The sequence below is a fragment of the Croceitalea sp. MTPC5 genome (genome assembly GCF_036985505.1).
Classification (GTDB): Bacteria; Bacteroidota; Bacteroidia; order Flavobacteriales; family Flavobacteriaceae; genus Croceitalea.
In genome coordinates this window covers 1,014,716-1,041,685 of sequence record NZ_BTGQ01000002.1, presented here as the reverse complement: position 1 = coordinate 1,041,685, position 26,970 = coordinate 1,014,716, and the positions used below count along the sequence as shown (strand labels likewise).

At 40.3% G+C, this 26,970-nt stretch carries 23 protein-coding genes; 9 read left to right on the top strand and 14 right to left on the bottom strand.

All coding sequences use genetic code 11. The annotated features are described in order from the left end of the window. Positions 1-32: 32 nt before the first annotated feature. From AACM45_RS09885 to AACM45_RS09865, 5 genes are all read right to left on the bottom strand, one after another. On the bottom strand, positions 33-1,559 hold the full coding sequence (locus tag AACM45_RS09885) for an amidase (RefSeq protein ID WP_339142375.1): 1,527 nt from the start codon (positions 1,557-1,559) through the stop codon (positions 33-35). A 227-nt stretch (positions 1,560-1,786) separates the two neighbouring features. Beyond that, a complete protein-coding gene (locus AACM45_RS09880) occupies positions 1,787-2,377 on the bottom strand; it encodes a hypothetical protein (protein ID WP_339142374.1) in 591 nt (196 codons plus the stop codon). Positions 2,378-2,437: 60 nt separating this feature from the next. Then, positions 2,438-3,862: a Gfo/Idh/MocA family protein gene (locus AACM45_RS09875; RefSeq protein WP_339142373.1), complete on the bottom strand. Its 1,425-nt coding sequence runs from the start codon at positions 3,860-3,862 to the stop codon at positions 2,438-2,440. 80 nt (positions 3,863-3,942) lie between these two features. Continuing rightward, positions 3,943-4,602, bottom strand: coding sequence for an HD domain-containing protein (locus AACM45_RS09870; RefSeq protein WP_339142372.1), 660 nt, complete (start codon positions 4,600-4,602; stop codon positions 3,943-3,945). Between the two features lie 5 nt (positions 4,603-4,607). Continuing rightward, on the bottom strand, positions 4,608-5,333 hold the full coding sequence (locus AACM45_RS09865) for a lysophospholipid acyltransferase family protein (RefSeq protein WP_339142371.1): 726 nt from the start codon (positions 5,331-5,333) through the stop codon (positions 4,608-4,610). Positions 5,334-5,475: 142 nt separating this feature from the next. Between AACM45_RS09865 and AACM45_RS09860 the strand changes: the two genes are divergently transcribed. Continuing rightward, positions 5,476-7,743 (top strand): GH92 family glycosyl hydrolase, encoded by a 2,268-nt coding sequence (locus AACM45_RS09860; protein WP_339142370.1) that lies wholly within the window; start codon positions 5,476-5,478, stop codon positions 7,741-7,743. Between the two features lie 52 nt (positions 7,744-7,795). Here the strand turns inward: AACM45_RS09860 and AACM45_RS09855 are convergent, their stop codons facing one another. Next, complete coding sequence (locus tag AACM45_RS09855) at positions 7,796-8,206, bottom strand: BrxA/BrxB family bacilliredoxin (protein ID WP_339142369.1); 411 nt, start codon at positions 8,204-8,206, stop codon at positions 7,796-7,798. A gap of 124 nt (positions 8,207-8,330) precedes the next feature. Between AACM45_RS09855 and AACM45_RS09850 the strand changes: the two genes are divergently transcribed. The 4 genes from AACM45_RS09850 to AACM45_RS09835 all read left to right on the top strand — a co-directional run bounded on the left by AACM45_RS09850 (position 8,331) and on the right by AACM45_RS09835 (position 11,932). Next, positions 8,331-9,071 (top strand): TerB family tellurite resistance protein, encoded by a 741-nt coding sequence (locus AACM45_RS09850; protein WP_339142368.1) that lies wholly within the window; start codon positions 8,331-8,333, stop codon positions 9,069-9,071. Between the two features lie 116 nt (positions 9,072-9,187). Then, positions 9,188-9,772, top strand: a complete 585-nt coding sequence (locus tag AACM45_RS09845; protein WP_339142367.1) for a HupE/UreJ family protein — start codon at positions 9,188-9,190, stop codon at positions 9,770-9,772. Positions 9,773-9,852: 80 nt separating this feature from the next. After that, positions 9,853-10,290, top strand: coding sequence for a deoxycytidylate deaminase (locus AACM45_RS09840; RefSeq protein ID WP_339142366.1), 438 nt, complete (start codon positions 9,853-9,855; stop codon positions 10,288-10,290). Positions 10,291-10,306: 16 nt separating this feature from the next. After that, positions 10,307-11,932 carry a S41 family peptidase gene (locus tag AACM45_RS09835; protein ID WP_339142365.1) on the top strand — a complete coding sequence of 542 codons (1,626 nt, stop codon included), beginning with the start codon at positions 10,307-10,309 and terminating at the stop codon, positions 11,930-11,932. On the opposite strand, the gene AACM45_RS09830 is transcribed toward AACM45_RS09835, so the two are convergent. Then, positions 11,933-12,136 (bottom strand): hypothetical protein, encoded by a 204-nt coding sequence (locus AACM45_RS09830; protein WP_339142364.1) that lies wholly within the window; start codon positions 12,134-12,136, stop codon positions 11,933-11,935. Between the two features lie 18 nt (positions 12,137-12,154). Next, positions 12,155-12,727 (bottom strand): MarC family protein, encoded by a 573-nt coding sequence (locus AACM45_RS09825; RefSeq protein WP_339142362.1) that lies wholly within the window; start codon positions 12,725-12,727, stop codon positions 12,155-12,157. Between the two features lie 97 nt (positions 12,728-12,824). Here AACM45_RS09825 and AACM45_RS09820 point away from each other — a divergent pair, with 97 nt between their 5' ends. Then, positions 12,825-13,397, top strand: a complete 573-nt coding sequence (locus AACM45_RS09820) for a DUF3109 family protein (RefSeq protein ID WP_339142361.1) — start codon at positions 12,825-12,827, stop codon at positions 13,395-13,397. Here the strand turns inward: AACM45_RS09820 and AACM45_RS09815 are convergent. Beyond that, positions 13,390-15,360: a tetratricopeptide repeat-containing sensor histidine kinase gene (locus tag AACM45_RS09815; RefSeq protein ID WP_339142360.1), complete on the bottom strand. Its 1,971-nt coding sequence runs from the start codon at positions 15,358-15,360 to the stop codon at positions 13,390-13,392. The genes AACM45_RS09820 and AACM45_RS09815 overlap by 8 nt on opposite strands. A gap of 9 nt (positions 15,361-15,369) precedes the next feature. Further along, positions 15,370-16,104, bottom strand: a complete 735-nt coding sequence (locus AACM45_RS09810; RefSeq protein WP_339142359.1) for a LytR/AlgR family response regulator transcription factor — start codon at positions 16,102-16,104, stop codon at positions 15,370-15,372. Between the two features lie 834 nt (positions 16,105-16,938). Between AACM45_RS09810 and AACM45_RS09805 the strand changes: the two genes are divergently transcribed. Further along, positions 16,939-17,925 carry a ribonucleotide-diphosphate reductase subunit beta gene (locus tag AACM45_RS09805; protein ID WP_339142358.1) on the top strand — a complete coding sequence of 329 codons (987 nt, stop codon included), beginning with the start codon at positions 16,939-16,941 and terminating at the stop codon, positions 17,923-17,925. A 159-nt stretch (positions 17,926-18,084) separates the two neighbouring features. Beyond that, positions 18,085-20,562, top strand: a complete 2,478-nt coding sequence (locus AACM45_RS09800) for a ribonucleoside-diphosphate reductase subunit alpha (protein WP_339142357.1) — start codon at positions 18,085-18,087, stop codon at positions 20,560-20,562. A gap of 199 nt (positions 20,563-20,761) precedes the next feature. Here the strand turns inward: AACM45_RS09800 and AACM45_RS09795 are convergent, their stop codons facing one another. After that, positions 20,762-22,204 carry a sensor histidine kinase gene (locus tag AACM45_RS09795; protein ID WP_339142356.1) on the bottom strand — a complete coding sequence of 481 codons (1,443 nt, stop codon included), beginning with the start codon at positions 22,202-22,204 and terminating at the stop codon, positions 20,762-20,764. Positions 22,205-22,387: 183 nt separating this feature from the next. Further along, on the bottom strand, positions 22,388-22,783 hold the full coding sequence (locus AACM45_RS09790) for a response regulator (RefSeq protein WP_339142355.1): 396 nt from the start codon (positions 22,781-22,783) through the stop codon (positions 22,388-22,390). Between the two features lie 508 nt (positions 22,784-23,291). Here AACM45_RS09790 and AACM45_RS09785 point away from each other — a divergent pair. Next, positions 23,292-24,371: a methyltransferase domain-containing protein gene (locus AACM45_RS09785; RefSeq protein ID WP_339142354.1), complete on the top strand. Its 1,080-nt coding sequence runs from the start codon at positions 23,292-23,294 to the stop codon at positions 24,369-24,371. A 167-nt stretch (positions 24,372-24,538) separates the two neighbouring features. Here the strand turns inward: AACM45_RS09785 and AACM45_RS09780 are convergent, their stop codons facing one another. Together AACM45_RS09780 and AACM45_RS09775 are read right to left on the bottom strand one after the other, a co-directional pair. Next, positions 24,539-25,192 carry a gluconate 2-dehydrogenase subunit 3 family protein gene (locus tag AACM45_RS09780; RefSeq protein ID WP_339142353.1) on the bottom strand — a complete coding sequence of 218 codons (654 nt, stop codon included), beginning with the start codon at positions 25,190-25,192 and terminating at the stop codon, positions 24,539-24,541. Further along, entirely contained in the window at positions 25,192-26,910 is a 1,719-nt protein-coding gene (locus AACM45_RS09775) for a GMC family oxidoreductase (protein ID WP_339142352.1), read from the bottom strand. The genes AACM45_RS09780 and AACM45_RS09775 overlap by 1 nt, the downstream gene beginning before the upstream one ends. Positions 26,911-26,970: the final 60 nt, after the last annotated feature.

The window sequence follows — 26,970 nt, the reverse complement described above, 5'->3', positions numbered from 1 at the left end:
AGCCGTAGTTTTTATTTTCTTTTTACCAAATGTTAAAGAGTGGGGTGCTTCTTATGCCATTCTGTATTTTGCTCATAGGCATATCCAATTCTACATATCATTTCCTCATCCAAATGGTTTCCGATGAATTGAATACCTATTGGTGCGCCATCTTTTGAAAACCCGCATGGGACAGTTAAGGACGGACTGCCTGAAAAATCAGCCGGTTTTGCAAAAACGTCATTAAGCAAAGGAGAAGGGTCTACTGGTCTAAACCCTCCTAAAACTTCGGCTGGTGAATAGACACCAGGGGCACACCACATTACAGGACAAACAAACGCATCAATATTGGAAAGCATCTTCAAGAACTCTTCGGCTATTCTGCTTCGTTCTTTATTGGCTTCTGCAAATTCTAGTTCTGTTACCTTCAAACCACTTTCCATAACCCATTTGAATCCTTCTCCATAATCTTCGGATCTAGATGGATAAGTTTTGGAATGTATTTTGGAGGCTTCCCTATTACCAATTTTAACCCATGTGTCGACTATTTGTCCCACTTCAGGCATTTCAACATCGATGATTTCAGCTCCAAGTGAAACTAATACATCTATAACTGCTAGGGTTGCTTCAACAACCTGTGGCTCTACGTTTTCAGTTGAATATTTTCTATCAAATCCTATTCGTACTCCTTTTATATTGCCATCTAGCTTACTTGTAATACTAGGAACAGATTCCCTTAGGGTCACCTGGTCATTTGGGTCAGCCCCTGCTATTGCTTCAAACATTATAGCCGCATCTGCTACTGATCTAGTCATAGGGCCAACATGATCCATGGATAATGCGAGTGGTAAAACTCCATATCTGCTTACTCTTCCAAAGGTTGGTTTTAACCCTACAACACCGTTGGCAGAAGAAGGGTATCGTATAGATCCACCCGTGTCTGTTGCCAATGATCCAAAACAAAGTCCTGCAGCAACCGCTACTCCTGAACCACTTGAAGAAACACCGGTATAACGACTTTTGTCCCATGGGTTTTTGGGAACTTTAAATTTTGGATGATGTGCTAAATAAGCACCTTCGGACATACTCAACTTTCCAATAATTATAGCGCCTACTTTTTTTAATCTACTTGTAACTGTAGCATCATATTCTGGCACCAAACTACTCACGATGGTTCCACCAGTTGTAGTAACTCCTTCAGTATAAAAAAGGTCTTTTAACGCAATTGGTATACCATGCATAGGACCTCTATATTTTCCATTACTAAGTTCATCATCAAGAATTTTAGCAGTTGATAAAGCATATTCCTTCATTACAGTAATGTAACTGTTAAGTTTAGCATCAATAGTGGTAATACGATTCAGCAATATGGTGGTAAGTTCAACCGAAGAGATTTCTTTTGTCCTAATTAACTCTCCGATTTCTTGTATTGTCAAATAGAACAGTTGTGTTTCAAGGTCTTTGCTTTTAGGTTTAGCCTGTGAACAACTCATTGGAAATTGAACGGCTAAAGCCCCCATGCCTAGAAGACCAATTACTTTACGTCTTGATACTGAAGTCATTTCATTTTCTTTTTTCATATAAGATTTGGATTATTAAATTCCATAATAGAATTGTCTTCTAGAATTACGGCTAACGGTTGAGCTATGAACAGTACGGGAGCAAACTGGCGTTTGCTTTCCGCCAAGCAGATAGCGAAATCTTTTGGTTTTGTTTTTTCTTTTCTTGACTAAAGCGAAATCCTAAAGATTTAGCGGACTTCATAAAAATACGTAAACCTTTCGTGTATGCCTGAAGCCCGTATTGTTTATAGGTTGTGTTGTAAGCAGTATTTTTCGAAGCGCAATGTTCTTATAGCATTTAGAAATTTTATTTGAGTGGAATCCGATAAATGATTTCCATAGAATCCAAATCTCACCTTATCATGATTTTCATCGCTACCTTTTAGGCTGTCAATGTAAATTCCCGTTGCACCAAAACCTTTATTTCTTGGCGTTATGAATTTCACTTCAAAGCAATCAAGAGAATCTAATTCAGATTTGTAACGAAGATATTTCTCAAATTCAATATCTCCACTCAAAGTGTCTACTATTAAATGGTTTGTTGTTGGTAATATTTCCCTTTCTTTTTGAGACAATTCGGAAAGTCCGTAGGAGTCAAAAACCATTGGAAAATCATTTTCACTAACATCGGGAGAATACCAACCCAAATCAAATATTAGAGTGTCATTTGTGTCCGTTATTATTCCGCCAACATAACTATCAATTCCCTTTATCTCATATTCATTCCAATTTGAAGGGACTGTAATTTCGAAAGAACCAAAATCAATAGTTTTAAATTCTGATTTATTGCAAGAACAGAAGATGAGAAAAATAAGAATCGATAGAACTTTTTTCATATTGCTTACAACAATTGTATATGATTAATGATCATATTTCTTTTATAGGGCAATGGCTAGCTATCCTAATTCCCAACCTTTGCGGTAGGCCCTAGTTACCCATTCATTGGCTTTGTCGTAGTTGGTGATTTTCATGTTTTCACCGTCCCATAACAATTTTCGTCTTCCTGGATAATCGTAAGGATCCCAATCGCCTATTTTTTTGCCGGCTTTTAGCGTTTTATATTGATATGCTTTTACGGCCAGATTTCCCATTAGCACCGTTTCCGTTAACGGACCTGCTTTTGCAAAATCAGAGGACGTCGCGGCACCGTTCAAACAACCATCCACAAAATTGGCAATGTGTCCGTCAATTCCATTTTTGATACGCGGGTATTTTGGTTCTGGAGATTTATAGATTTCTTTTAACTCTGAAGGTAAGAATCGTGCATTTCGAGAATAGGTATCAAAGACTAAAGTGCCACGGTCACCATACATTATGGTTCCGCCTCCACTATCACCTATCGTTTCATCGTCTTTAAGGGCATCGGGAAGGTCTGGTTTTAATCCACCATCATACCAATTCAATTGAATGTCACCGTGATGTTCATGTTCAAACTTTAAATGGATTTTTGAGGATGGGGGACATGAAGGACTGTAGTCGGCCTCAACAAAATCGCCTACCCATACGGTAGTGCAACTCGCCTCTGCCTCTGTAGGGTAACCTAGATCTAAAACACTAAATGGGGTTTCCATAATATGGCATCCCATATCGCCCAATGCACCAGTACCAAAATCCCACCATCCACGCCATTTGAAGGGCAGATAAGCTGCATTGTAATCGCGCATGGCCGCAGGGCCTAGCCATAGGTCCCAATCCAATCCTTTTGGAACACGCTGTTTTTCTGTAGGTATGGGAACACCTTGTGGCCAAACCGGCCTATTGGTCCAACAATCAATAGTATGTACTTTTCCAATAACACCCGACTCTACCCATTCTCGAGCTATTCGACTATCATCACTTGAGGCACCTTGGTTGCCCATTTGGGTCACAATACTATTTTCAGCAGCTACTTTGGTTATTAACCGCGCCTCATGAATGTTATGGGTCAACGGTTTTTCAACATAAGCATGTTTTTTCGCTCTCATAAATGGTAAGGCAATTGAGGCGTGGGTGTGATCTGGTGTCGCCACCATAACCGCGTCAATATCATTGAGGTGTTTGTCATAGACTTTTCGAAAATCTTTAAAACGCTTGACGTCAGGGTATGTATCGTAGGAATCTTTTGCCCTGCGATCATCTACATCACAGAATGCCACAAACTTGACTTTTCCAGTTGCGGCCAGACCTCGAATGACACCACTTCCCCTTCCACCGACACCAAAAGCGCCGACGTAGAGCGTATCGCTTGGGGGGGTGTGGTTTTTTCCTAAAACAAAACTGGGTACGATACTAAAGGCAGCAGTGGAAGCAGCCGCATTTTTAATGAATTTTCTTCTTTGCATTCCAATGGTATTTTGTTGATGCCTTGAAGATAGCGAACTTGATTCAACTTTTCAAGCCTGCCCCAGCCTTTTAAACCGCATCAGCGATTGCCCTGCCATTCCCCATAGAACTGCGCTAAAAAATCGAGCATATACTGGTGTCGCTGGGTTGCTATCTTTTTTCCGGTAATGGTATTCATCTGGTCTTTGAGCAGCAGCAATTTTTCATAAAAATGGTTGATGGTCGGTGCCGAGGAATTTTTATATGCTTCTTTCGTCATGTTTGGTACAGGGGGTATTTCAGGGTTATACAAGGGCCTATTTTTAAATCCCCCATAATTGAAGGCCCGGGCAATACCAATGGCTCCAATGGCATCGAGCCTGTCTGCATCTTGAACTACCCGAAGTTCTTTTGAGTCAAATCTTCTGGTCTTTCCCTCCAATGAATTTTTGAAAGATAGGTTTTCGATGATTCGTACGACATGCGTAACTGTCTTTTTGGCAACTTTGGCACCTGTAAGATAATCCCTTGCGATTTTAGGGCCAACGGTCTCATCGCCATTATGAAACTTAGGATCCGCAATATCATGTAATAGTGCCGCCAAACTGACCACCAATACATCTACCGATTCTTCTTTGGCGATCAACAATGAATTATTGAAAACACGTTCAATATGAAACCAATCGTGACCACCCTCTGCATTGGCTAAACCTTCTTTTACAAAGGCAACGGTTGTTTCAATTAATTTTGAAGTATCCATAAGGCTTATAAAATAGCTTTGGTTATGGTTTTTTCAACTAGCTTGATAACTTCGTCAGGGTTGCCCGTATTTTCGATGGGGGCATGCACTTTAAATTTTACATAGGCACCGAGACCCATAGGAAACTGCCCAAAGCGCAATAACTTCCACGAATTGTTAATGGTTATAGGAACCAGTAATGCCGAGGGCGCCTTTTTCATGAGCATTTTGAGGCCCATTGGTTTGAAGGGCTTTGGTTTTCCGGTCCTGCTCCGTGTCCCTTCCGGAAAAATAACGGCACTTCTTGTATGTTTTTCGATGTAGCTCCCTAGTTTCCCTATCTCCATAATTGCCTGTTTACCATCTTTTCTATCGATCAAGGCAGAACCCCCATGTCGCAGGTTGTACGATACACTCGGTATCCCCTTACCCAATTCTTTTTTGGCCACAAACTTCGGATGGTATTTTCGCATATACCAAATAATGGGTGGAATATCATACATGCTTTGATGATTGGTCACAATGATCAAAGGTCTGTCCGTTGGTATTTGCTGTGTATTTTCAAATCGGTATCGCGTGCCTAAGATATTGGTACAGCGCATTAGAAACCAATTAAGCACGAAAACACTGGTATGATGTGCATTATAACCAAAAACATGAAGACAGACCCATTGTATCGGGTGAAAAATGACCAAGGTCAATCCGAAGCAAGCAAAGAAAATCAATGTAATGGGATATGACAGTAATTTCATGGAATAGGAATCATTTATAGAACAAGTTGGTAATTTTTTCAAAAGTATGACAATAATGTGCCATTTTTTTGATTGGGTTGAGGTCGTATTGGCCAACAAGATTTTGTACTTTTCCAATCACTAGTTCTAAAGAAAGACGGCAATGCATAAGTATTTTGTTTTATGGGCCTTAGGGCTTTTAATGTTGTTCTCGGCCAGTGCACAGGATTTTGTGGATTATGCCAATCCCTTAGTAGGTTCGGATTCTTCATTTGACCTATCAAACGGAAACACGTATCCCGCAATTGCAGTGCCTTGGGGAATGAATTTTTGGACACCACAAACGGCCCTGAACAAAGATGGATGGACCTATGCCTACGATTCCCCTACGTTCAATGCCATTAAGCAGACGCATCAGGCATCACCATGGTTGAACGATTACGGTACATTTTCACTTATGCCCAGAACAGGTGCCGTTGAGACCACTGAAATTAAGCGCAAGTCACACTTTAGCCATAAGGTTGAAGTTTCGAGACCTTATTATTATAAAGTATATGCGGCCGATTATGATATTTGGGCAGAGGTAAGCCCCACGGAACGCGCGGCTATGTTCAGGTTCAACTACCCAGAATCGAATGATTCACATATTGTAATCGACGCTTTCCCTATGGGTTCCCACATCAAGGTCGAAGGAAATACCATTACAGGGTATAGTCGGTACAATAATGGAGGGGTACCCGATAATTTCAAAAATTATTTTGTAATCGAGTTGGATAAAACCATTGAGAAAGTACAATTCTACGAAAACCATCAATTGTTGGATGCAAAAGAAAGCGCTACAGGCGAACACATTGTAGCGGTCATACATTTTAAAACGGGGAGAAATGAAAAAGTAGCGCTAAGAACGGCGTCCTCTTTTATAAGTTTGGAACAGGCAAAAACGAATTTAAAAAGGGAATTGAAACAAGACTCTTTTGAAGAGGTCAAACAAAAGGCAAAAGACAATTGGAATTTGTGGATGGGCAGACTGCAAGTCGAAGGGGGCTCATTGAAAGAGCGACAAAATTTTTATACCGCATTGTACAGGTGCCTTCTTTTTCCTAGAAAATTCTACGAGTACGATGCAAATGGTGACATGGTGCATTATAGCCCCTACAATGGAAAAATTGAGAAAGGCTATCTTTTCACTGATAACGGATTCTGGGATACGTTTAGGGCGGTTTTTCCGCTTTTTACCTTGGTTTATCCTGATATGAACGCAAAAATGATGCAGGGCTTGGTCAATGCCTACAAAGAGAGCGGTTGGTTACCAGAGTGGGCCAGCCCTGGGCACCGTTCTGCCATGATAGGGTCTAATTCTGCCACTATCATTGCTGATGCCTACCTCAAGGGGATTCGCGGTTACGATATTGATATGCTCTACGAGGCCATCTTAAAGAACAGTGAAAATGAAGGTCCGATTGCCTCTGTTGGGCGTTTGGGGGTAGGGCACTACAATGATTTAGGCTACGTGCCCTATGATGTCGGCATTAATGAAAATGCGGCACGCACCTTGGAATATGCCGCTGCCGACTATTCGATTTACCGTTTGGCAAGGGAACTGGGGCGTCCAAAATCAGAAATGGATAAATTCTTAAAGCGGGCCTATAACTACAAAAGGCTTTTTGATCCCCTAACTGGTTTTATGCGGGGCAAAAACAAAGATGGTAGTTTTCAGGCGCCATTTGACCCGGTAAAATGGGGTGATGCCTTTACGGAAGGAAATGCTTGGCATTACACTTGGTCCGTTTTTCAAGATATCGATGGCCTGATCCAGTTGATGGGTGGCCGAAAGAACTTCAACGATAGATTGGATGCCGTTTTTACCAGCCCTCCAGATTTTGACTTTAGCTATTATGGTTTTCAAATACATGAGATTACCGAGATGTTGATTGCGGGCATGGGGCAATACGCCCACGGCAACCAGCCTATTCAACATGGCATTTACCTGTACAATTATTCCGGTGAACCATGGAAGGCACAGCAACGGGTGAGAGAGGTGATGGACAAGTTGTACTTGCCGACACCTGACGGACTTTGTGGTGATGAGGATAACGGGCAAACGTCGGCATGGTACGTATTTTCCGCTATGGGGTTTTATCCCGTAAGTTCAGCCACCAATCAATACGTTCTTGGATCTCCGTTATTTGATAAGACCATCATGAATTTTGACAACGGGCAGTCGTTTACCATTACCAATCTAAATAACAGTGCCGAAAACGTGTATATTAAAGAGGCCGAACTGAATGGTTCGCCCTACGCTAAGAATTACATTGCCCATGAGGTATTCAAAAATGGGGGTGAGCTCCGTTTCATACTTGATAACGAACCTAATGCCCACAGGGGAATTCGACAAGATGAAGCTCCGTATTCACTGAGTAAATCCCAATAAAAAACCACTCTATTTAGAGTGGTTCAATGCTGTTTTTCAAATAACGGATTTCTTAACAATGCTCATTGTAAGCCTCCATTAGATTTTCTGCTATCATTTCAGCAGGGCGGCCTTCAATATGGTGTCTTTCGATCATATGCACCAATTCACCATCTTTGAATAACGCCATGCTTGGCGACGACGGTGGAAAAGGGACCATTGCAGCACGGGCCGTATTGACCGCTTCAGTATCAACGCCCGCAAAAACCGTCACCAAATGATTCGGGTTTTTTGCATTTTGTAAGCTTAACTTGGCCGCAGGTCTCGCATTGGCGGCAGCACAACCACAAACGGAATTTACGACAACCAAGGTCGTTCCTTCTTTTTTAAGGGCATTCTCAACGGCATCGCTTGTATATAATTCTTCAAACCCAGCACTTGCCAGATCGTTTCTCATTGGTTTCACCAATTCTTCAGGATACATAGTCTAATTTTTTTAATAAAGTCAAAGATAAGGTTTTTGTGGTTTTTTTTAAAGGACTTAACACGGCATTCACAATCCTTTTCTAACACAAACCGCTATATTTGAATTTCAAAGATTTTGAGGTATGATAAAATGGTTGGGAGCCATTATCGGGTTTTCTTTTAGAGGATTTATAGGAGGCATACTCGGATTTTTAGCGGGTAGTTTTTTAGATAATCTCATGGGGGGTGATTCTCGTGGACCGAGGTCGGTTTTTGATGATCTGACGCGTCAAAGTGTTTCCCCTGCCGATTTTGAATTGAACCTACTTTCATTATGCTCTATCGTTATCAAAGCGGATGGTCAAGTAAGCCAGCGTGAGTTGGATTATGTGCGCCAGTATTTTTTAAGCACTTATGGTAAAGAAAAGGCGAATGCTATTTTTAGGACTTTTAATGATGTTATTAAAAAACGTGAAGTATCCGCCCAACGAATTTGTCAGTACCTCAACCAAAGAACACGTTATGAGGTGCGCTTGCAATTGGTTCATTTTTTGTTTGGAATCGCACAGGCCGATGGTCAGGTAAGTGCTGCAGAAATAGCGAAACTTAAAGAATTGGCTGGTTTTTTGCGCATTGGAAAGGTAGATTTTGAAAGCATCATGGCCATGTTCGTTAAATCTGCCGATAAGGCCTACAAAATATTGGAAATTCAAAAAACGGCAACTGATGATGAAGTCAAAAAAGCATACCGTAATATGGCAAAAAAATACCATCCTGATAAGGTGATTACCGAGAACGAGGCTATCAAGAAAGGAGCTGAAGAAAAGTTCAAAGAGGTACAAAAGGCCTATGAAACAATCCAGCAAGAACGCGGAATGGGTTAATTTAGGTGTTAGGTGTTAGGTGTCAGGTGTTTGTGCAGTGGAGCGTAAATAGTGAACAGCATTGGGTTACAGTTGGTATTCAAATTATATTTTTGCATAAACCATAAACTTAAATAATGCAAGACTTTTGGTTTTACATACAATTGGGTTTGACGCACGTATTGGATTTGGGCGCATATGACCATATTTTGTTTTTGGCGGCATTGGCCGTGCCATTTACCTTTAAACAATGGAAACAAGTAGTCATTTTGGCTTCGATCTTTACAATTGCACATTGTGCTTCTTTGGCATTTTCAGTGTATGGTATTTTCACTGTTGATGTAGGGTTGATTGAATTTTTGATTCCAGTGACCATTGCCTTGACGGCCTTGTTCAATTTTCTACGCGGCTTTAAAAAGGAACACGTCACCGGTATTTATTTTCAGGCATTGGCTACTGCTTTTTTCGGGTTGATCCATGGCTTTGGTTTTTCCAATTACTTTAACATGTTAATGGCCGAAGAAGAAAACAAACTGGTGCCTTTGCTGGGTTTTGCCACGGGCATTGAGCTTTCTCAGGTAACAATCATTCTCTTAGCCTTGGTAATTGCCTATGTTGTGCAAAACCTATTCAAGGTCAAACAAAGTATTTTTATTCGTGTTACATCGATTTTAATCTTATTGGTCACAATACCAATGTTGATTGAAACGTTCCCTAATTGATATAATCGTTAAATTTTATCGAATTCAGTTGTAAGCCTCTTTCAAAGCAGGTATATTTAAATATTGTCCTAAAGAATTTCATGGAAGCAGGCAAACAAGAAAAATACGATAAGGCTTACTTGCGAATGGCAAAAGAATGGGGAAAGCTCTCGTATTGCAAACGCAAACAGGTCGGGGCGATAATCGTGAAGAATCGTATGATCATTTCAGATGGATATAACGGAACCCCCACCGGCTTTGAGAACTTTTGCGAAGATGAGGAAGGATATACGAAATGGTATGTGTTACACGCTGAGGCAAATGCGATATTGAAAGTCGCCTCATCAACCCAATCCTGTGAGGGAGCTACATTGTACATCACCTTGTCGCCATGTCGCGAATGTAGCAAGTTGATCCATCAATCAGGTATAAAACGTGTAGTATACCAAAAGGCCTATAAAGATGATTCAGGGTTACGATTTCTAGAAAGGGCAGGCGTAGAAACGATGCATTTACCAATAGTAGAAGAAATGGTGTAATCCATTAGCCACGTGTATGAGTAAAAAGAACAATTATTTATTACCTACTTTGCTGGCACTGGCCGTGGCCATCGGTATTTTCATTGGAGGCAAACTCCATTTTAACGATACCCCTGAAAAGCTATTTTCAACCAACTCTAAAAAAGACAAACTCAATCGATTGATCGATTATATAGACTATGAATATGTCGATGAGGTAGATACCGACAGTATTGTGGATGTCACTGTCAATAATATATTGGGCAAGCTTGACCCCCACTCCGTATACATACCCCGCAGTGAGATAGATGCGATTACCGAGAACATGAAAGGGGACTTTGTTGGTATTGGTATTCGATTCAACATGTACCGAGACACGCTAACCGTTGTGCGAACCATAAAAGAAGGTCCCAGCTACAGAAAAGGCTTGAAAGCAGGGGATAAGATACTACTTGCAGATAAGGATACATTGTTCGGTAAAAGAATACCGAACACGGTTTTGGTCGATAAACTTAAAGGGAAGAGTGGTACCAAGGTCAATTTAAAAATCTATAGAAAGTCAGAAAATAGGATTTTTGATGTCACTGTTACAAGGGATGTGGTGCCGATAAAAAGTGTGGAAGCGAACTTCATGATGGCCAATGGTATCGGGTATATAAAGATCAATCGATTTGCAGAATCAACTTTTAAAGAATTCAAGAGGGCATTGTCGAACCTTCAGCGACAAGGCGCCAATAAATTAGTGCTTGATTTGAGGGATAATCCGGGAGGTTATTTAGGTGTTGCCGAAAAAATGGCCGATGAGTTTTTAGAGGATGGTAAACTGATTTTATTCACCAAAAATAAAAAGGGTAAGGTAAACAAGGTCTACGCCACTGACCGCGGAACATTTGAGGATAAGCCCGTGTATGTATTGATCAATGAACGCTCGGCTTCAGCAAGTGAGATCATAGCAGGGGCATTACAAGATAATGACATCGGTACCATAGTGGGTAGGCGTTCTTTCGGTAAGGGCTTGGTGCAGCGCGAAATGGACCTTGGTGATGGCTCCGCCGTTCGGCTGACCGTATCTAGGTATTATACCCCAACGGGCCGTTCCATTCAAAAATCATATGAAAAGGGACATAAAGACTATTATCAAAAGTATATGGATAGATACAATAGTGGCGAGTTGGTATCCGTAGATAGTATAAAGGTCGCTGATTCGTTGAAGTTCACAACACCAAAAGGTAAGGTGGTCTACGGAGGTGGCGGAATCATACCTGACATTTTCGTTCCCATAGGAAGCTTAGATGACGAACGCATTAAAAGCTTGGATGCCTCTGGCTATTTTTCAGATTTTATTTTCAAATTTTTGGAAAAGGATAGAACCCGTTTTGCCAATTACCCCAAAAACGAGTTTATTGAAGAATATAGGGTCGACGACATCATCTTTGAGCGGTTTATCGACTACTTGCTAAATGGGGGGATAAAGCTTGATTTCTATGGAAATGAAAGTCGTATAAAAACATTTTTAAAGGCCAATATCGCCGAGCAATTATATTCAGTGGACCTCGCTTCAAAAATTAAATCAAAGCAAGACAAAATGCTTAAAAAAGTGGTTGACCTAGATGCTGAGGTAATGGAGCTTATGGATGGTAGCCATATGAAGCCCTTAAATTAATTAATCGTCCTTTAGTTTTTTGGATATTTTTTTGGACGTATTGAAAATCAACAGTATCAATATGGCACAAAAAGATGCCAGTATCCCAATACAGGCAATTAGGCTATCACCTTTAAAAAGATGATCGAAATCCAATAATGTGATATTATAAATAGCAAGGGCCAAAGCTATTGCTACCAATATAATCGTGAAAGTCTTACTCATAATCAGGGGCTCTTGGTACTAAAATAATTCATTGATATTGGCCGCGAACAATTTCACGGCTATCGCCAGTAAAATTACGCCAAAAACCTTTCTTATCACACTAAGCCCGTTCTTACTCAGTATTTTTTCGATTTTCTTTGAAGACTTCAATACAACGTAAACGAAAATGATATTGATGATGATGGCCACAATGATATTTTCAACATAATACTCGGCACGTAATGCTAAAATCGAGGTCAGTGTTCCAGCACCTGCAATCAATGGAAAAGCAATAGGGACTACAGAGGCACTTTCGGGTTCTTCGTCTTTAAATAGCGTAATGCCCAGTACCATCTCTAGGGCCAGAAAGAAGATTACGAAAGCACCGGCGACGGCAAAAGAGTTCACATCAATCCCAATCAAGTTCAAAATGCGCTCCCCTACGAATAAAAATGCGATCATGAGGCAAGCTGCGACGACGGATGCTTTTTCAGATTGTATATGACCAACTTTGTTTCTTAGTGAAATGATGATGGGGATACTTCCTAAAATATCGATTACGGCAAAAAGTACCATACTTGCGGTTGCAATCTCCTTAAGGTTAAAGTTCATGGAACAATAATTGAAAATAAGACCAATTTACGTTTAAAAAGAGCGAATTGGATTATAAAGAGCGGTATTATTAAATTTGTTACAATTTTATTAGCATATGTTCCAGATTGACAACACCCTTATTTCAGAAGAGATCATAGAAAGTGATTTTGTGTGTAATTTAAATGCCTGTAAGGGTGCATGTTGCATTGATGGTGAGTCTGGTGCCCCTTTGGAAGAAAATGAAACTGAAATATTGGTCGATATCTTCAAAGATGTTAAACCCTTTTTGAGGCCCGAGGGTATAGCGGCGATTGAAGCACAGGGGGCTTTCGTGAAAGGGGAAGACGGCGAATGGGAAACCCCATTGGTCAACAATAGTGAATGTGCGTATGTCATCTTTTCTGAAACCGGTATCGCCAAGTGCGGTTTGGAGGAAGCCTATAATCAAGGGGCCACGGTATGGAAGAAGCCTATTTCATGTCATTTATATCCCATCAGGATAAGGGAGTATACTGAATTCACCGCTGTTAACTACCATAAATGGGAAATTTGTGACCCTGCATGCAGCTTGGGAAACGAGTTAAAGGTACCCATCTACAAATTTGTAAAAAACGCTTTGATACGGAAGTTTGGCAAAACATGGTATTCGGAATTGGAAGAGGTGGCCAAAGCGCATAAAATTAGATAGTAGGCACTTCCAGCAATATTTTAGTGCCTTTAGAATTGCCTTCATCATCAAATAAATCTATAATTTCTACACTAAAGTCGTTTTGATAATCCTTGGCGAAATTGGCCAGACGTTCTTTGGTGATATCGATACCCACTGATTTTCTTTTCAGTACGCGGTTTTCCTTTATTTCTTGAGACACTTTGCGACCTACACCATTATCCACGATACTAATTTGGATATGGTTCCCATCTTTTTTGACGATGCTGATCCACAGGTTTTTCTGACCCTCTTTTGAAGAAAGGCCATGCCAAATTGCATTTTCGAGAAAAGGCTGTAATACCAATGAAGGTATTTTTATTTGATCGGTATTGATGTCTTCAGCAACGGTGATATCGTAATCGATTTCATTGGAAAAACGTATATTTTCGATATTTAGGTAAAGTGCGACGGTTTCCAGTTCCTCTGACAGTGGTGTTTCTTTTAAAGACGAACCTTCTAAAATTCTACGTACCAGTTTTGAGAATTTATTCAAATAATGAACGGCGTTCTTTTTGTCATTGTTTATGATATAAAGTTTTATGGAATTCAATGAGTTGAACAAAAAGTGTGGGTTCATCTGGCTCCTTAGCATATGTTGCTCCATACCAAGAACCCGTTTTTCATAGTTTGATTGGTATTGGCGGTACATTATGAACAAGATGGTGGCTATTAGGCCGATGACTAGGGTACTGACTAAAATAGTGGTCTGATTTTTTCTCAGACGTAACTTTACCAGCTCATTTTCTTTGGCAAGAACCGATATTTGACTGTTTTTCTTTTCACTTTCATACCTTAAGATAAGGTCATTGATATATCTTAGATTTCGGTCGTTTGTAATTTCTTTGTTAAACCTGTCGGCTTCTTTGTGGTACATTAAGGCCTTTTTGTAATTGCCCCTTTTGGTCTCTAGATCCGATAGGTGTCTATTGGCATACATGATGAGGCTGGGCATATTGCTTTCATTTGCCATTTTACGTCCTCTAAGAATGTTTTTTTCAGCATCTGAATAACCCCCTACTTCCATTTGGGCCCAACCGGTATTTATTAAAATGGAGGAGGTGATGAACTTGTCACCCATTTTCTCGGCGGGTTCTTTCAGCTGTTGCAAAAGAACAAGGGCGGCATTGGGCATGTTTTGTTTTAGATAGATTTGTGAAATACTATTTTTACAAAGTATGCGTCCAAAATCATTATTGATTTCCTCATTGAGGGCCAATGATTTTCTGTAATAGTCCAAGGCTTCATCCAACTGTCCTTTCTGTTCGAGACAATCGCCGATATTCTGATTGTTTATTGCTACCCCCAGTTTGTTGTTCAACTCGCCTTCAAGTTTAAGGGCCCTTTGAAATTGTGAGATGGCAAGGTCACACTGCCCAAGGGTTTGATACAGGTTTCCAATACTGTTCAATGAGATATTGATATGCCTTTTGATATGTTCTGAAGGGTCGCTAACGGCCTCGGCAAGCTCAAGTGCCCGTTGATGGTAATCAAGTGCCGTTTTAACGGCATCAGTTCTTCTGAACACCACCCCTAACATATTAAGACTTAATACCCGAAACTCTTTGTTTTCGATTTCTTCGGCAATCTTTAGGGCTTTTTGATGTAGTAAAATCGATTTTTTGAATTCTGAGAGGTTTCTATAGGTAGTGCCCATTTGATTTAGGGCATAGGATAGCCCCTCTTGGTAATTATTCCCTGTTGCGATTTTAATGAACCGCGCCAGTGAAACGGTATCCCTACGATGGGGTTTTAAGACCTGATCGATTTCAAGATAGGTTTTGGGCTTAACGACGATAAGCCTTTCGATATTTTCTTGCACTTGCACGCTATCCGTCTGTGCGCAGCACCAACTACCGAACAAAACCAAAAAAACAAGGATTATAAAGCTTCTTGTTTTTTGATAAGGGGTCTTATTGAAATGTGTGGCAATTGATCTTAACATTCAGGGGAGCTATAGCAAATCCAGAAAATCTGATTTCTTTTGTCTTGAAACGGGAATCTTATGATTGGTCTTAAGTATTACGTATCCATCTGTCTTTAAAAACTCCTTGATTTTACTTAGGTTGACCACGTAGGAATTGTGTATCCTAAAAAAAGATTCTGAAGGGAGTAACTGGTTAACCTCCTTTAATTTTTTGGTGAGTAGTATTTTTTGCCCATCCTCGAGATAAAGTGTACTGTAGTTACCATCAGATTCGGCGTATAAGATTTCTTCACTGTCCAAAAACAAAAGTTTGCCATCAGTATTAAGGGTAATCTTTTTTTTCAGCGACTGCGAATTGAAGCTTATCAGAATTTGTTCTAAACGTTCTGCAGTATAGTTTTTATCGTTGAATTTTCTGATTTTGGTAATAGTCTCACTCAAATCATCACTGTCTATTGGTTTGAGAAGGTAGTCTATCGCTTCATTTTTCAAGGCTTTGAGTGCGTATTGGTTGTACGCGGTAGTAATGACCACCGGAAAATTCTTGTTTTTTAGATTCTTGATGAACTGAAAACCATCCATAACGGGCATTTCTATATCTAGAAAAAGACAATCCGGAGTGTTCTTTTCTAGATAATCAAGGGCTTTATGGGCATCGGTAAAAGTTGCGACAACGGTTACTTCATCACTCAAATTACTCAACTCCCAACTTAGGCTTTCCAAAGCTTTTGATTCATCATCAACAAGTACGGCTTCCAACATAGTGAATAAAGGTGTTTCAATTTATAAAATTAGCATTAATATGTAGTGCTTGATGCCGATTATGTATTAATGGGTGATTATAGCTTATAAATTGCGCTAAAACCCCCTAAACCCTACCTGTAAGCTTTCGCCTACAAAAACGTTTTATGTTCGGTAATTGAGCATAACACGGTTTTGAACAGGTTCCGTTTATACAAGATTTTGTACCAGTTATACATACGAAATGATTTTGCTATCGATGCTAAAGTATCTTCGATGTTGTTATGTTGGTTCAAACATCAGTTTAAAATGAAGAAAAGCATTATTCTGTTCATCGTACTGTTAATGACTTTACTGTTGTCAGTGCTGACCGATACTAAAGATACTGTTGACCGGAAAGAAAAGTTTTCTTCGGTTGCCAGTAGATAAATACCAACTAACGTACGGCCAACCAACATGCTTAAAAGTATGTGAATTTGCAAAATAGTCTGGTTGCTACAAGTTTGATTTTATGATTTGGGTTTCGGGGGAACTACCTGAACATGAATGAAGATAAGTAGGGCCAAGGCCGTACGGTTTGGTGGTACACATAAAGACCAAAAGGTATGCGTAAACATACTTTTTGGTCTTTTTTTTTGAAGCTGTTTTTTGTTTAATACCTGCAGGATCATACTCTTTTATGAAACCCATAATAAACATCACTGGCCAACGTACATTTCAACGATCCGTGTTAAAAACTTTGTAATGGATTAACTCAAACACGCTTTATCTTCTGATTACATTTTTCAATATTTGTTGGTCCGTACCGAAGGGTAACTTTTCAATCTAAATTATTCAATTTTAATACCGAACACTATGTCTGCTTCCAACGAGCCTATATTACAAGAAAATGAGGACCGATTTGTGATTTTTCCAATCAAGCATAATGATTTATGGGAATGGTATAAGAAGTGTGAAGCTTGTTTTTGGACTGCTGAGGAAATTGATTTAGGTGAGGACCTTACGGATTGGAACGAGAAATTAAATGAGGACGAACGTTACTTTATCAAGCACATCTTAGCATTTTTTGCCGCCTCTGACGGTATTGTAAACGAAAACCTGGCCGAGAATTTTGTCAGCGAAGTACAATATGCAGAAGCGAAGTTTTTCTACGGGTTCCAGATTATGATGGAAAATATTCATTCGGAAACCTATTCCCTTTTGATAGATACTTATGTGAAGGACGAAAAAGAGAAGAATATTCTATTTAAGGCCATCGAAAATTTTCCGGCCATCAAGAAGAAGGCCGACTGGGCCTTGAATTGGATAGAATCCCCAAGTTTTGCCGAGCGCTTAATCGCATTTGCGGCAGTTGAGGGTATTTTCTTTTCAGGGGCATTCTGCTCTATTTTCTGGTTGAAGAAAAGGGGTTTGATGCCCGGGCTTACATTTTCAAATGAGTTGATTTCAAGGGATGAGGGAATGCACTGTGATTATGCCGTACACTTACACAACAAACATTTGATAAATAAGGTTCCAAAAGAGCGTATTACCCAGATTTTGACCGATGCACTTAATATTGAACGGGAGTTTATCACTGAGTCGCTACCAGCGAGCCTTATCGGAATGAACTCCAAACTAATGACCCAGTATCTGGAATTCGTTACAGACAGATTATTGGTTGAATTAGAGTGTGATAAGGTTTATAATGCCACGAATCCTTTTGATTTTATGGATATGATTTCCCTTCAAGGGAAAACGAACTTCTTCGAGAAAAGGGTTTCAGAATATCAAAAAGCGGGCGTGTTGAATAAGGATAAGGATGAAGATGCCCAGAAAATCAGTTTCGATGCTGACTTTTAGATAAAGACAAGCCAGTAAGGCATTTTTTGAATTTCTGTGATGTCTTGCGCTTTTTTGCCCCAAACAAAACCATAACGATACCTACCGCTATTTTCTATAAGTTCTTGCTTGTAGAAGTGAAACAGCATATTTTATAAATAAGAAAAACAAAGTAGCCACATGTATGTAGTAAAAAGAGACGGAAGAAAAGAGTTGATAATGTTCGATAAGATTACAGCTCGGGTCAGAAAACTGTGTTATGGTCTTAATGACCTAGTAGATCCCTTAAAAGTTGCCATGCGCGTTATTGAAGGGCTATATGACGGGGTTACCACTTCAGAACTGGATAATCTGGCTGCCGAAATCGCGGCGACCATGACCACTACGCATCCTGACTATGCGAAGCTTGCTGCCCGTATATCCGTTTCTAATTTGCATAAGAATACAAAAAAGTCTTTTTCAGAGACAATGAAGGATTTATATGAATATGTAAATCCCAGAACAGGTAAAAAAGCACCCTTGCTTTCAGATGAGGTTTTTAAAGTGATTTCTGAAAATGCGGAACGTTTGGACTCCACTATTATTTATAACCGTGATTTTGGCTACGATTACTTCGGTTTTAAAACATTGGAACGTTCTTATTTGTTAAAGGTCAATGGTCAGATAGCAGAACGGCCCCAACATATGCTAATGCGCGTATCAGTGGGTATTCACGTAGATGATCTCGATGCTGCTATCGAGACCTATGAGTTGATGTCAAAAAAGTATTTTACGCATGCAACGCCGACACTATTTAATTCAGGTACCCCAAAACCGCAAATGTCTTCTTGTTTCTTACTGGCAATGAAGGAAGATAGTATCGACGGAATCTACGATACCTTAAAACAAACGGCTAAAATCTCACAATCTGCAGGGGGAATAGGGTTATCCATTCATAACGTACGGGCTCGGGGATCCTACATTGGTGGCACGAACGGTACTTCAAACGGAATCGTACCCATGTTGAAGGTTTTTAATGATACCGCCCGTTATGTCGATCAAGGCGGTGGAAAGCGTAAAGGAAGTTTTGCCATCTATATGGAGCCTTGGCACGCCGATATCTATGATTTTTTAGATTTAAAGAAAAACCACGGTAAAGAAGAAATGCGTGCCCGTGACCTCTTCTATGCCATGTGGATTTCAGATTTGTTCATGAAACGGGTCGAAGCTAACGAAGATTGGACATTGATGTGCCCTAATGAGTGCCCTGGCCTATTTACAAACCATAGTGAGGAATTTGAAAAGCTCTACACCAAATATGAAGCGGAAGGTAAAGGACGAAAAACGGTAAAGGCTCGAGATTTGTGGGAGAAGATTTTAGAATCGCAAATTGAGACTGGAACACCCTACATGTTGTATAAAGATGCTGCGAATAGAAAGAGCAACCAGAAGAATTTGGGTACTATCCGTTCTTCAAATCTTTGCACCGAGATCTTGGAATATACTTCCCCTGATGAGATAGCGGTCTGTAATTTGGCATCAATTGCCTTACCCATGTTCGTAAAAGACGGTAAGTTCAATCACAAAGAACTTTTTAAGGTAACCAAAAGGGTCACTAAAAACTTGAACAAGGTCATTGACCGCAATTATTATCCTGTCAAAGAGGCAGAGAACTCCAACATGAGGCACCGCCCAATCGGATTGGGGGTACAGGGGCTTGCTGATGCCTTTATTATGTTACGATTACCGTTTACAAGCGACGAGGCAAAAAAATTGAACCAAGAGATTTTTGAAACGTTATACTTTGCCGCGGTAACCGCATCAATGGAAGAGGCCAAGATTGACGGGCCATATTCTTCATACGAAGGTTCTCCGATTGCGCAAGGAGAGTTTCAGCATAATCTATGGGGTATTAAAGATGAAGAACTTTCAGGTCGCTGGGACTGGGCCAAACTTCGTAAGGAAGTAAAGAAAAATGGTGTGCGTAATTCCCTTTTGGTCGCACCTATGCCCACAGCATCCACTTCACAAATTCTGGGGAACAATGAATGTTTTGAACCCTACACCTCGAACATCTATACGAGAAGGGTGCTTTCTGGGGAATTTATCGTGGTCAACAAGCACCTTTTAGAGGATTTGGTCAATCTAGGCCTCTGGAATGAAAATATGAAACAAGAATTGATGCGTGCCAATGGATCGATCCAACATATACAAACGATTCCACAAGACATTAGGGATTTATACAAAACAGTTTGGGAATTGAGCATGAAAGACATTATAGATATGTCTAGACATAGGGGGTATTTTATCGACCAAAGTCAGTCTTTAAATCTTTTTATGGAGAACGCCAACTATTCGAAATTGACATCCATGCATTTTTATGCATGGAAGAGCGGCTTAAAAACAGGGATGTATTATCTGAGGACCAAAGCTGCCGTAGATGCCATTAAGTTCACTCTAGACAATACAAAAAAGAAAGAAGTACCAGTAAGTGTTGCCGCAGAGGCTGAGGTTATAGCGGCTTCCCCAAAAGCGGCAGAGAACTTAACGGTGAACCCAACACCCGTTGCTCCTCAAGATACGGACATCCAGCCTATGACGGAACAAGAAATGAAAGAGATGATCGCACGCGCAAAAGAGGGCCAGGCCGATGATGATTGTCTAATGTGCGGATCATAGTTTTGTTCGGCAGGTGATAGTGTTTATTGATTAAAATACCCCAAACGTGATTTTAGAATCGTTGGGGTATTTTTTATTAGAACCGTTCTGCGGTTTTTTAATGTTGTTGGGGCTGATTATTTTAGATTGATCAATTAGAAACATTCGATCAAAACACATTTGATGACCATTGTCCACAATTCTATTGGAGGTCAGAACATTAAACTTCGAATTTTAATACGAACGTGCTTCCCACACCTTTTTTACTTTCGACGGTAATACTGCCGTTCATGGCTTCTACCTGGGTCTTTACCAAATATAGCCCAAGTCCCTTGCCTTTGGTCTGACCGCTTAGTCTGCCATACATATCAAAAATTTTCTTTCTACGCTCAGGAGTAAGGTTCATGCCGATACCATTATCAGAGACGGTCAAAATTAGTGTTGATGTCTCTAAAACGGTCGAAATTTTAACCAGTGGCTCCCGGTTCTTGTCACGGTATGAAATTGCGTTTAATATTAAATTGTACAGCATGTTGACCACGTAGCTCTTAATACCCTTTACCGTTGGTGCCTTTGAAAAGTCAATAAGAAGCTTTGCATTTGACCTTTCGATTTCTTCAGCAAGCAAACCAAGAACATCATCCATGGCTTTTTCAAAGAATATATCCCTGAACTCTACCGAATCTACTTCTTTGAGGGAGAGTGATAAGCTCAGGTCTTTCATGGTCTGGTCAAGTGCTTTGGTCGTTATTTCGAACTTTTTGAGTAAAGTATCATTTTCGACATCACGTCCCCATTCGTAAATACTCAACAACATCAAAAGGTTAGAGATCGGTCCTTTGAGATTATGTGATATGACATGAACGAAGTGGCCCAGTTCTAAGTTCTGTTCAACGATTTTTTGATTGGCAAGAATTTCCGTGGTTACATCTTGGGTTGTTCCTGCCATACGCACCGGCTTTCCTGAAACATCATAAAATGCCCTTCCTTTTTGGTGTACGTACCTTATCTCATCACCTTTGATCCTTATCCTGTGTACGATATCATGGAGTACTTTTTCATTGAGGGCCCTTTCGACATCGGCATTGAAGGCGGCCCTATCCTCACTGTGAATTATTTCCATCAAGGCTTCATAGGTGGCCTCAAAAGTACCTGGCTCTTGCCCAAAGACCCTGAAAAGCTGATCGGACCAACGAATTTCGTTTTTTAGGATATCCCAGTTCCAATGGCCAACATTCGCAATTTGTTGCGCTTCATTATATTTCTGGTCGCGATCCTCAAGCAGCGATATTGCTTTCGATTCTTCAGTAATATCTTTCTGCCAAGCAGAACATCCGATTACGGTACCAGAAATATCGCAAAAGGGAAGAAAGGAGAACTCAAAGATTTTTTCATTCCCAGCTTGGCCCACTGTAGATTGGTAGACTATGGATTGACCTTCAAATGCAGCAGCATAACCCATTCGGCATGCCTTAAAGAAGACGTTGTGCTCGTCAACTTTGCTGAGGTCCATTCCGAGGGTAGGGGTTATTTTAAAATCATCGATAAACTGCCGCTCAAAGGGCGCATTGAAAAAGGTAAGCTGATACGCTACATTGACGGCCCATGCTATATCACTTCTATCTTTTCGAACGAGTGCCGTGCCGTCTTTCGTGAGTTCCATAGTACACTGACGATTGGTTTTTAGGTAGATTTTACATAAATAGCACTTGAACGATAATCTTTAAAATATGGATTACGATCAATGTAGCTAAGTGCCCAGGGAAGGTTAGGGTACAATACAAGAACTATAATTCTTTTCATTTGAGGTCGCTCAGGATAGACGACTGATAAAAGTGATGAGATTCTATGGATTTGGGTACGAACTCTGAAGATAATCTTCTAAATGTTTGATTTGTAAAGGTTTGGTTATGAACCTTTTGACGTACTTGTCGTATTTTTTGGCCTCTTTTTTGTCGACATCTGAATCTGACGAGGTAACGAGCAGAACCTCATTATTTTCAGGAAAATCCTCTAGGGTCATAAATTCCAAAAATTCAAAACCACTCATTTCTGGCATATTGATGTCTAAGAGTATCAAGGTTCTATCCCCATTGTTTTTACGAAAACGAAGGTCATCAAGGGCAAGTTCTGGATTTGTGAAGCTTTTGACCTGCTCTTCCATTCCCATCTTTCTAAATTGTATGGTATTGATAGTATTTACCAAGTCTTCGTCATCGACCAAATAAATTTCTTTATACATTTTAAAATCAGTTAATAGTTGTTATACAGTTTTTTCGTTTGATTCAAATTTCCATAAAAAAATGGACATTTTACTTGTCAATAACTATATTTATTAAGAATTATTATGTGAAGGCTGTAGGAAATTTGGCAATATAAACCAAATTATTGGGTTTTTTTAAGGAAAAATCCTCTTAATATCTTAGAAATCGTTTCTTTTGGCCTCGTCTCAAAGCAGTGCTAAAATGTAGAAATGCAAATGTTGAAGGTTTAGCTGTCGTAGGGTGATTGTCTAATGTGCGGATTATAGTTTTGTTCGGTAGGTGATAGTGTTTATTGGTTAAAATACCCCAAACGTAATTTTAGAATCGTTGGGATATTTTTTTGAAATACGTTTTTAGTTTGGTCTCTATAACAGATTGAGGTATTAGACTTCAAAATATTCTCATCGAAAGTATTAGTTTTTTTCATATTTGTAGTGATTCATTTCCGGATGTGGTATCGTAATTTGCCCTAAAAAGCATTGGCAAATGAGTTTTATCGAAATTAAACATTTGAAACTTATAGACACCATCGAGAAGGTAGGCACGCTCAAGAAAGCAGCAGATAAACTGTATTTGACCCAATCTGCCCTTAGCCATCAATTGAAGGAACTAGAGATGCGTCTTGAAACACGGATTTTCCATCGCGTAAAGAATAAACTGGTCTTTACCCCCTCGGGAAAAGAATTACGGGACGCAAGCAAAGAAATTTTGGAAAGAATTGAGATGCTGGAGCATAAAATCCATGAAATCAATGAAGACAATATCAAAGATTATATACATGGATATTCAGATGAGGAAACGATTCGTTTGAACGATCAAGCCAGTTCTATTTCGGAAATACTTCATTGGGATTCGAAATGGGAGGAAGGTTCTTTGGTTCTGGAAGCTGGTTGCGGTGTCGGATCACAAACGAAGATCATTGCCGCTATGAATTCTGGGACGTCATTCGTCAGTGTTGATTTTTCTTCTTCTTCCATTGAAAAAGCAAAAATAGCCATCAAGAAAGAAAATATAGGAAACGTTCGTTTTCATTGTGCCGACATCTTTGAACTCCCTTTTGAAGATGGTTATTTTGACCATATTTTTGTTTGTTTCGTTCTAGAGCATCTTACCCGTCCTACGGACGCCTTGAAAGAATTAAAACGGGTTCTGAGAACTAACGGAACAATAACCATAATTGAGGGTGACCATGGTTCAACCTATTTTTATCCAGATAGTAAAAACGCTAGAAAAGCTGTTCAAGCGCAAGTAATACTTCAAGAGAAAAAGGGCGGTAACGCGAACATAGGAAGGGAGTTATATCCTATACTCGATAACGCAGGATTCACTGGTATTAAAGTTTCTCCGCGTCAAGTATATGTTGATGACTCAAAACCCGAACTACTTGAGGGTTTTATAAAGAACACTTTCACGGCTATGATAAGAGGTATTTCTGAAGAGGTCTTAGCACATGGTATTATTGAAAGAAATGAGCTCGATTCTGGTATCGAGGACTTGTATGGTACTTCCAATGGTGGAGGAACATTTTGTTACACTTTTTTTAAGGCTAAAGCAAATAAAGCCTGAGTTCCATAATACAAGATGATTTTTAAAACCATATATCCTGTGCTGTTTACTGGATAATTTATTATACTTCATTAAAGAAGTAATATGAATTTAAAGCTTGGTAAGCCTATACTGAAAAGCCCTTTCTAAAAAAGAAAGGGCTTTTGGTCGTTAGTTGTTATTTCAAGCTATAAAGACCATGCTTTGCCCTGTGTCAACTCATCGACATCGCCACAACCGATATATTCCCCAGGAATGGGTAGATAAGCCAAGACTTCTTCACCGACATATTCTGATGATTTATAGGCCCAGGTCGCCATATCACGCACATTGGTAGCGAATGCAAAGCAGGCCACATCTTCATCTAAATCTGAGGTGTTTCCTGCAGCCCTTGCCTCCATATAAGCCCCAATGGCCTCTTCTTGAGAAGCTTCATCTTCATCAGACCGCTTTTTTAAATAGGTTGTTAGGGCGGGTTCAAAATCAACCCCCTCAATATCCATAAGGGATTCCTTACCTGAATCACCGAGTACCTTGCCCATAAATTTGTCCATAAGCACCTTCATAAATGCCTGTTGCTCTTCTGGTAGTACGCTTTTTGCAAATTCATCGATAAATACGTGAACGTTGACTTCAGTGGCAGATGGAGTGTCGGTTTTCGGCAATATGACATCGACCATTTGTGCTAGGGCGTATCCTTTGTCCTTCTCAAAGTAACTGGGTACCCAGGTGGCATAATGGGCTTTCTCCTTACAACTTTGTACTAATCCTAGTAGTGTCGGGGTGGCGGCGGCATATCCAAACACCATCCCCATATTTTTGAGTGCAGTTCTTCTTTTCATTAGATGTTTCCTTTTTTAAGTTCTTGGGCCGCATGGTTGGCCGCCCTAGCCGTAAAGGCCATATAAGTTAATGAGGGGTTTACACATGCCGCTGATGTCATGAAGGCTCCATCGGTAACATAAACATTTTTACAGGCATGTACTTGATTGTATCCATTCAATACCGATGTTTTCGGATCAAGTCCCATACGTGCTGTACCCATTTCATGAATACCTAGACCCAATGCGCCAGGTCGATCAAACTGCTCTACATCGCGAAGACCTGCTTTTTCAAGCATTTCCGCGGCCTGATCTTTCATATCCTTACGCATGTTCCATTCGTTCTCCCTAAATTCAGCATCAAAGGTCACCGTTGGCAGTCCCCATTCATCCAGTTTGTCATAATCGAGGGTCATACGGTTATCTTCATAGGGCAGTACCTCCCCAAATCCGCCCATACCGAAGGTCCATCCACCAGGTTTCAGAACGGCGTCTTTATAGTTTTTACCGAATGAGGTCTCGGCGACAATGTCTTCCCAATTGCCACGTCCTGCACCGCCTTGATAGCCGTAACCCCTAATAAAATCTTTACGATTCGAGTCTCCTCCCAAGTTTCTGAAGCGTGGTACATAAATTCCATTGGGCTTTCTGCCTTTGAAATATTTGTCTTCAAAACCATCAAATTTACCTGAGGCACCTACACCAAGGTGGTGGTCCATAATGTTCCTGCCCAGTTGATCGGAACCGTTGCCCAACCCATTTTCAAAACTATCGGATTTCGATTGCATCAAAATTGCGGTAGAGGCAATGGCAGAGGCACACAAGAAAACCACTTTGGCCTTAAATTCAAACTCTTCTTTGGTCTCTCGGTCTATGACCTTGACACCGGTAGCTTTTTTCGTGTCTGGGTCATACATGATCTGATGTACGATGGAGTCTGGCCTTAATGTCATGTTGCCGGTACGTTCTGCCGCAGGTAGCGTCGATGATACACTACTAAAGTAAGCCCCAAAAGGACACCCACGAATACAACGATTTCTATATTGACAACGCACACGACCGTCACCTTCAAACTTTTTATCACTATTGATATGGGCAACACGACCAGCCGTTATTACCCTTCCATCAAAATGTTCGGCCACTTTGCCCCTGACATGGTCTTCGAGGCAGTTAAGTTCCATCATCGGCTCGAATTTACCATCAGGCAATTGTGGTAACCCCAATAGTTCACCTGATACGCCAATGTAAGACTCTACTTTGTCATACCATGGTGCAATATCTTTATACCGAACCGGCCAGTCTACGGCAATTCCATCATTTTTATTGGCCTCGAAATCAATATCGCTCCATCGATAACTGTGCCTACCCCACATAATGGAACGGCCACCGACATGATAGCCACGCATCCAATCAAAACGCTTGGTCTCGTTATAAGGGTGTTTGAGGTCGTTTACAAACCAATGTTTCGATGCTGCTTTGGTGGTATACCCCGTTCTACTTTGTTTTTGTTGCTTAGCAAGATCCTCCCTGGTTGGTTCCCCCGAATGCGGAAAATCCCATGGGTCCATATTGGCCGTAGGATAGTCTTCTCGGTGCTTTACCATTGGGCCTCGTTCGAGTACCAAGGTCTTGAGTCCATTCTCACAAAGCTCTTTAGCGGCCCAACCTCCACTAATACCAGTTCCTACAACAATCGCGTCATACGATTCTTGTTCTTCGTTGTAATAAAATTTACCCATGTATTCACGAATTGTTTATTCACTAAATGTATTAAATATTAAATTAATTTTCTACATTTA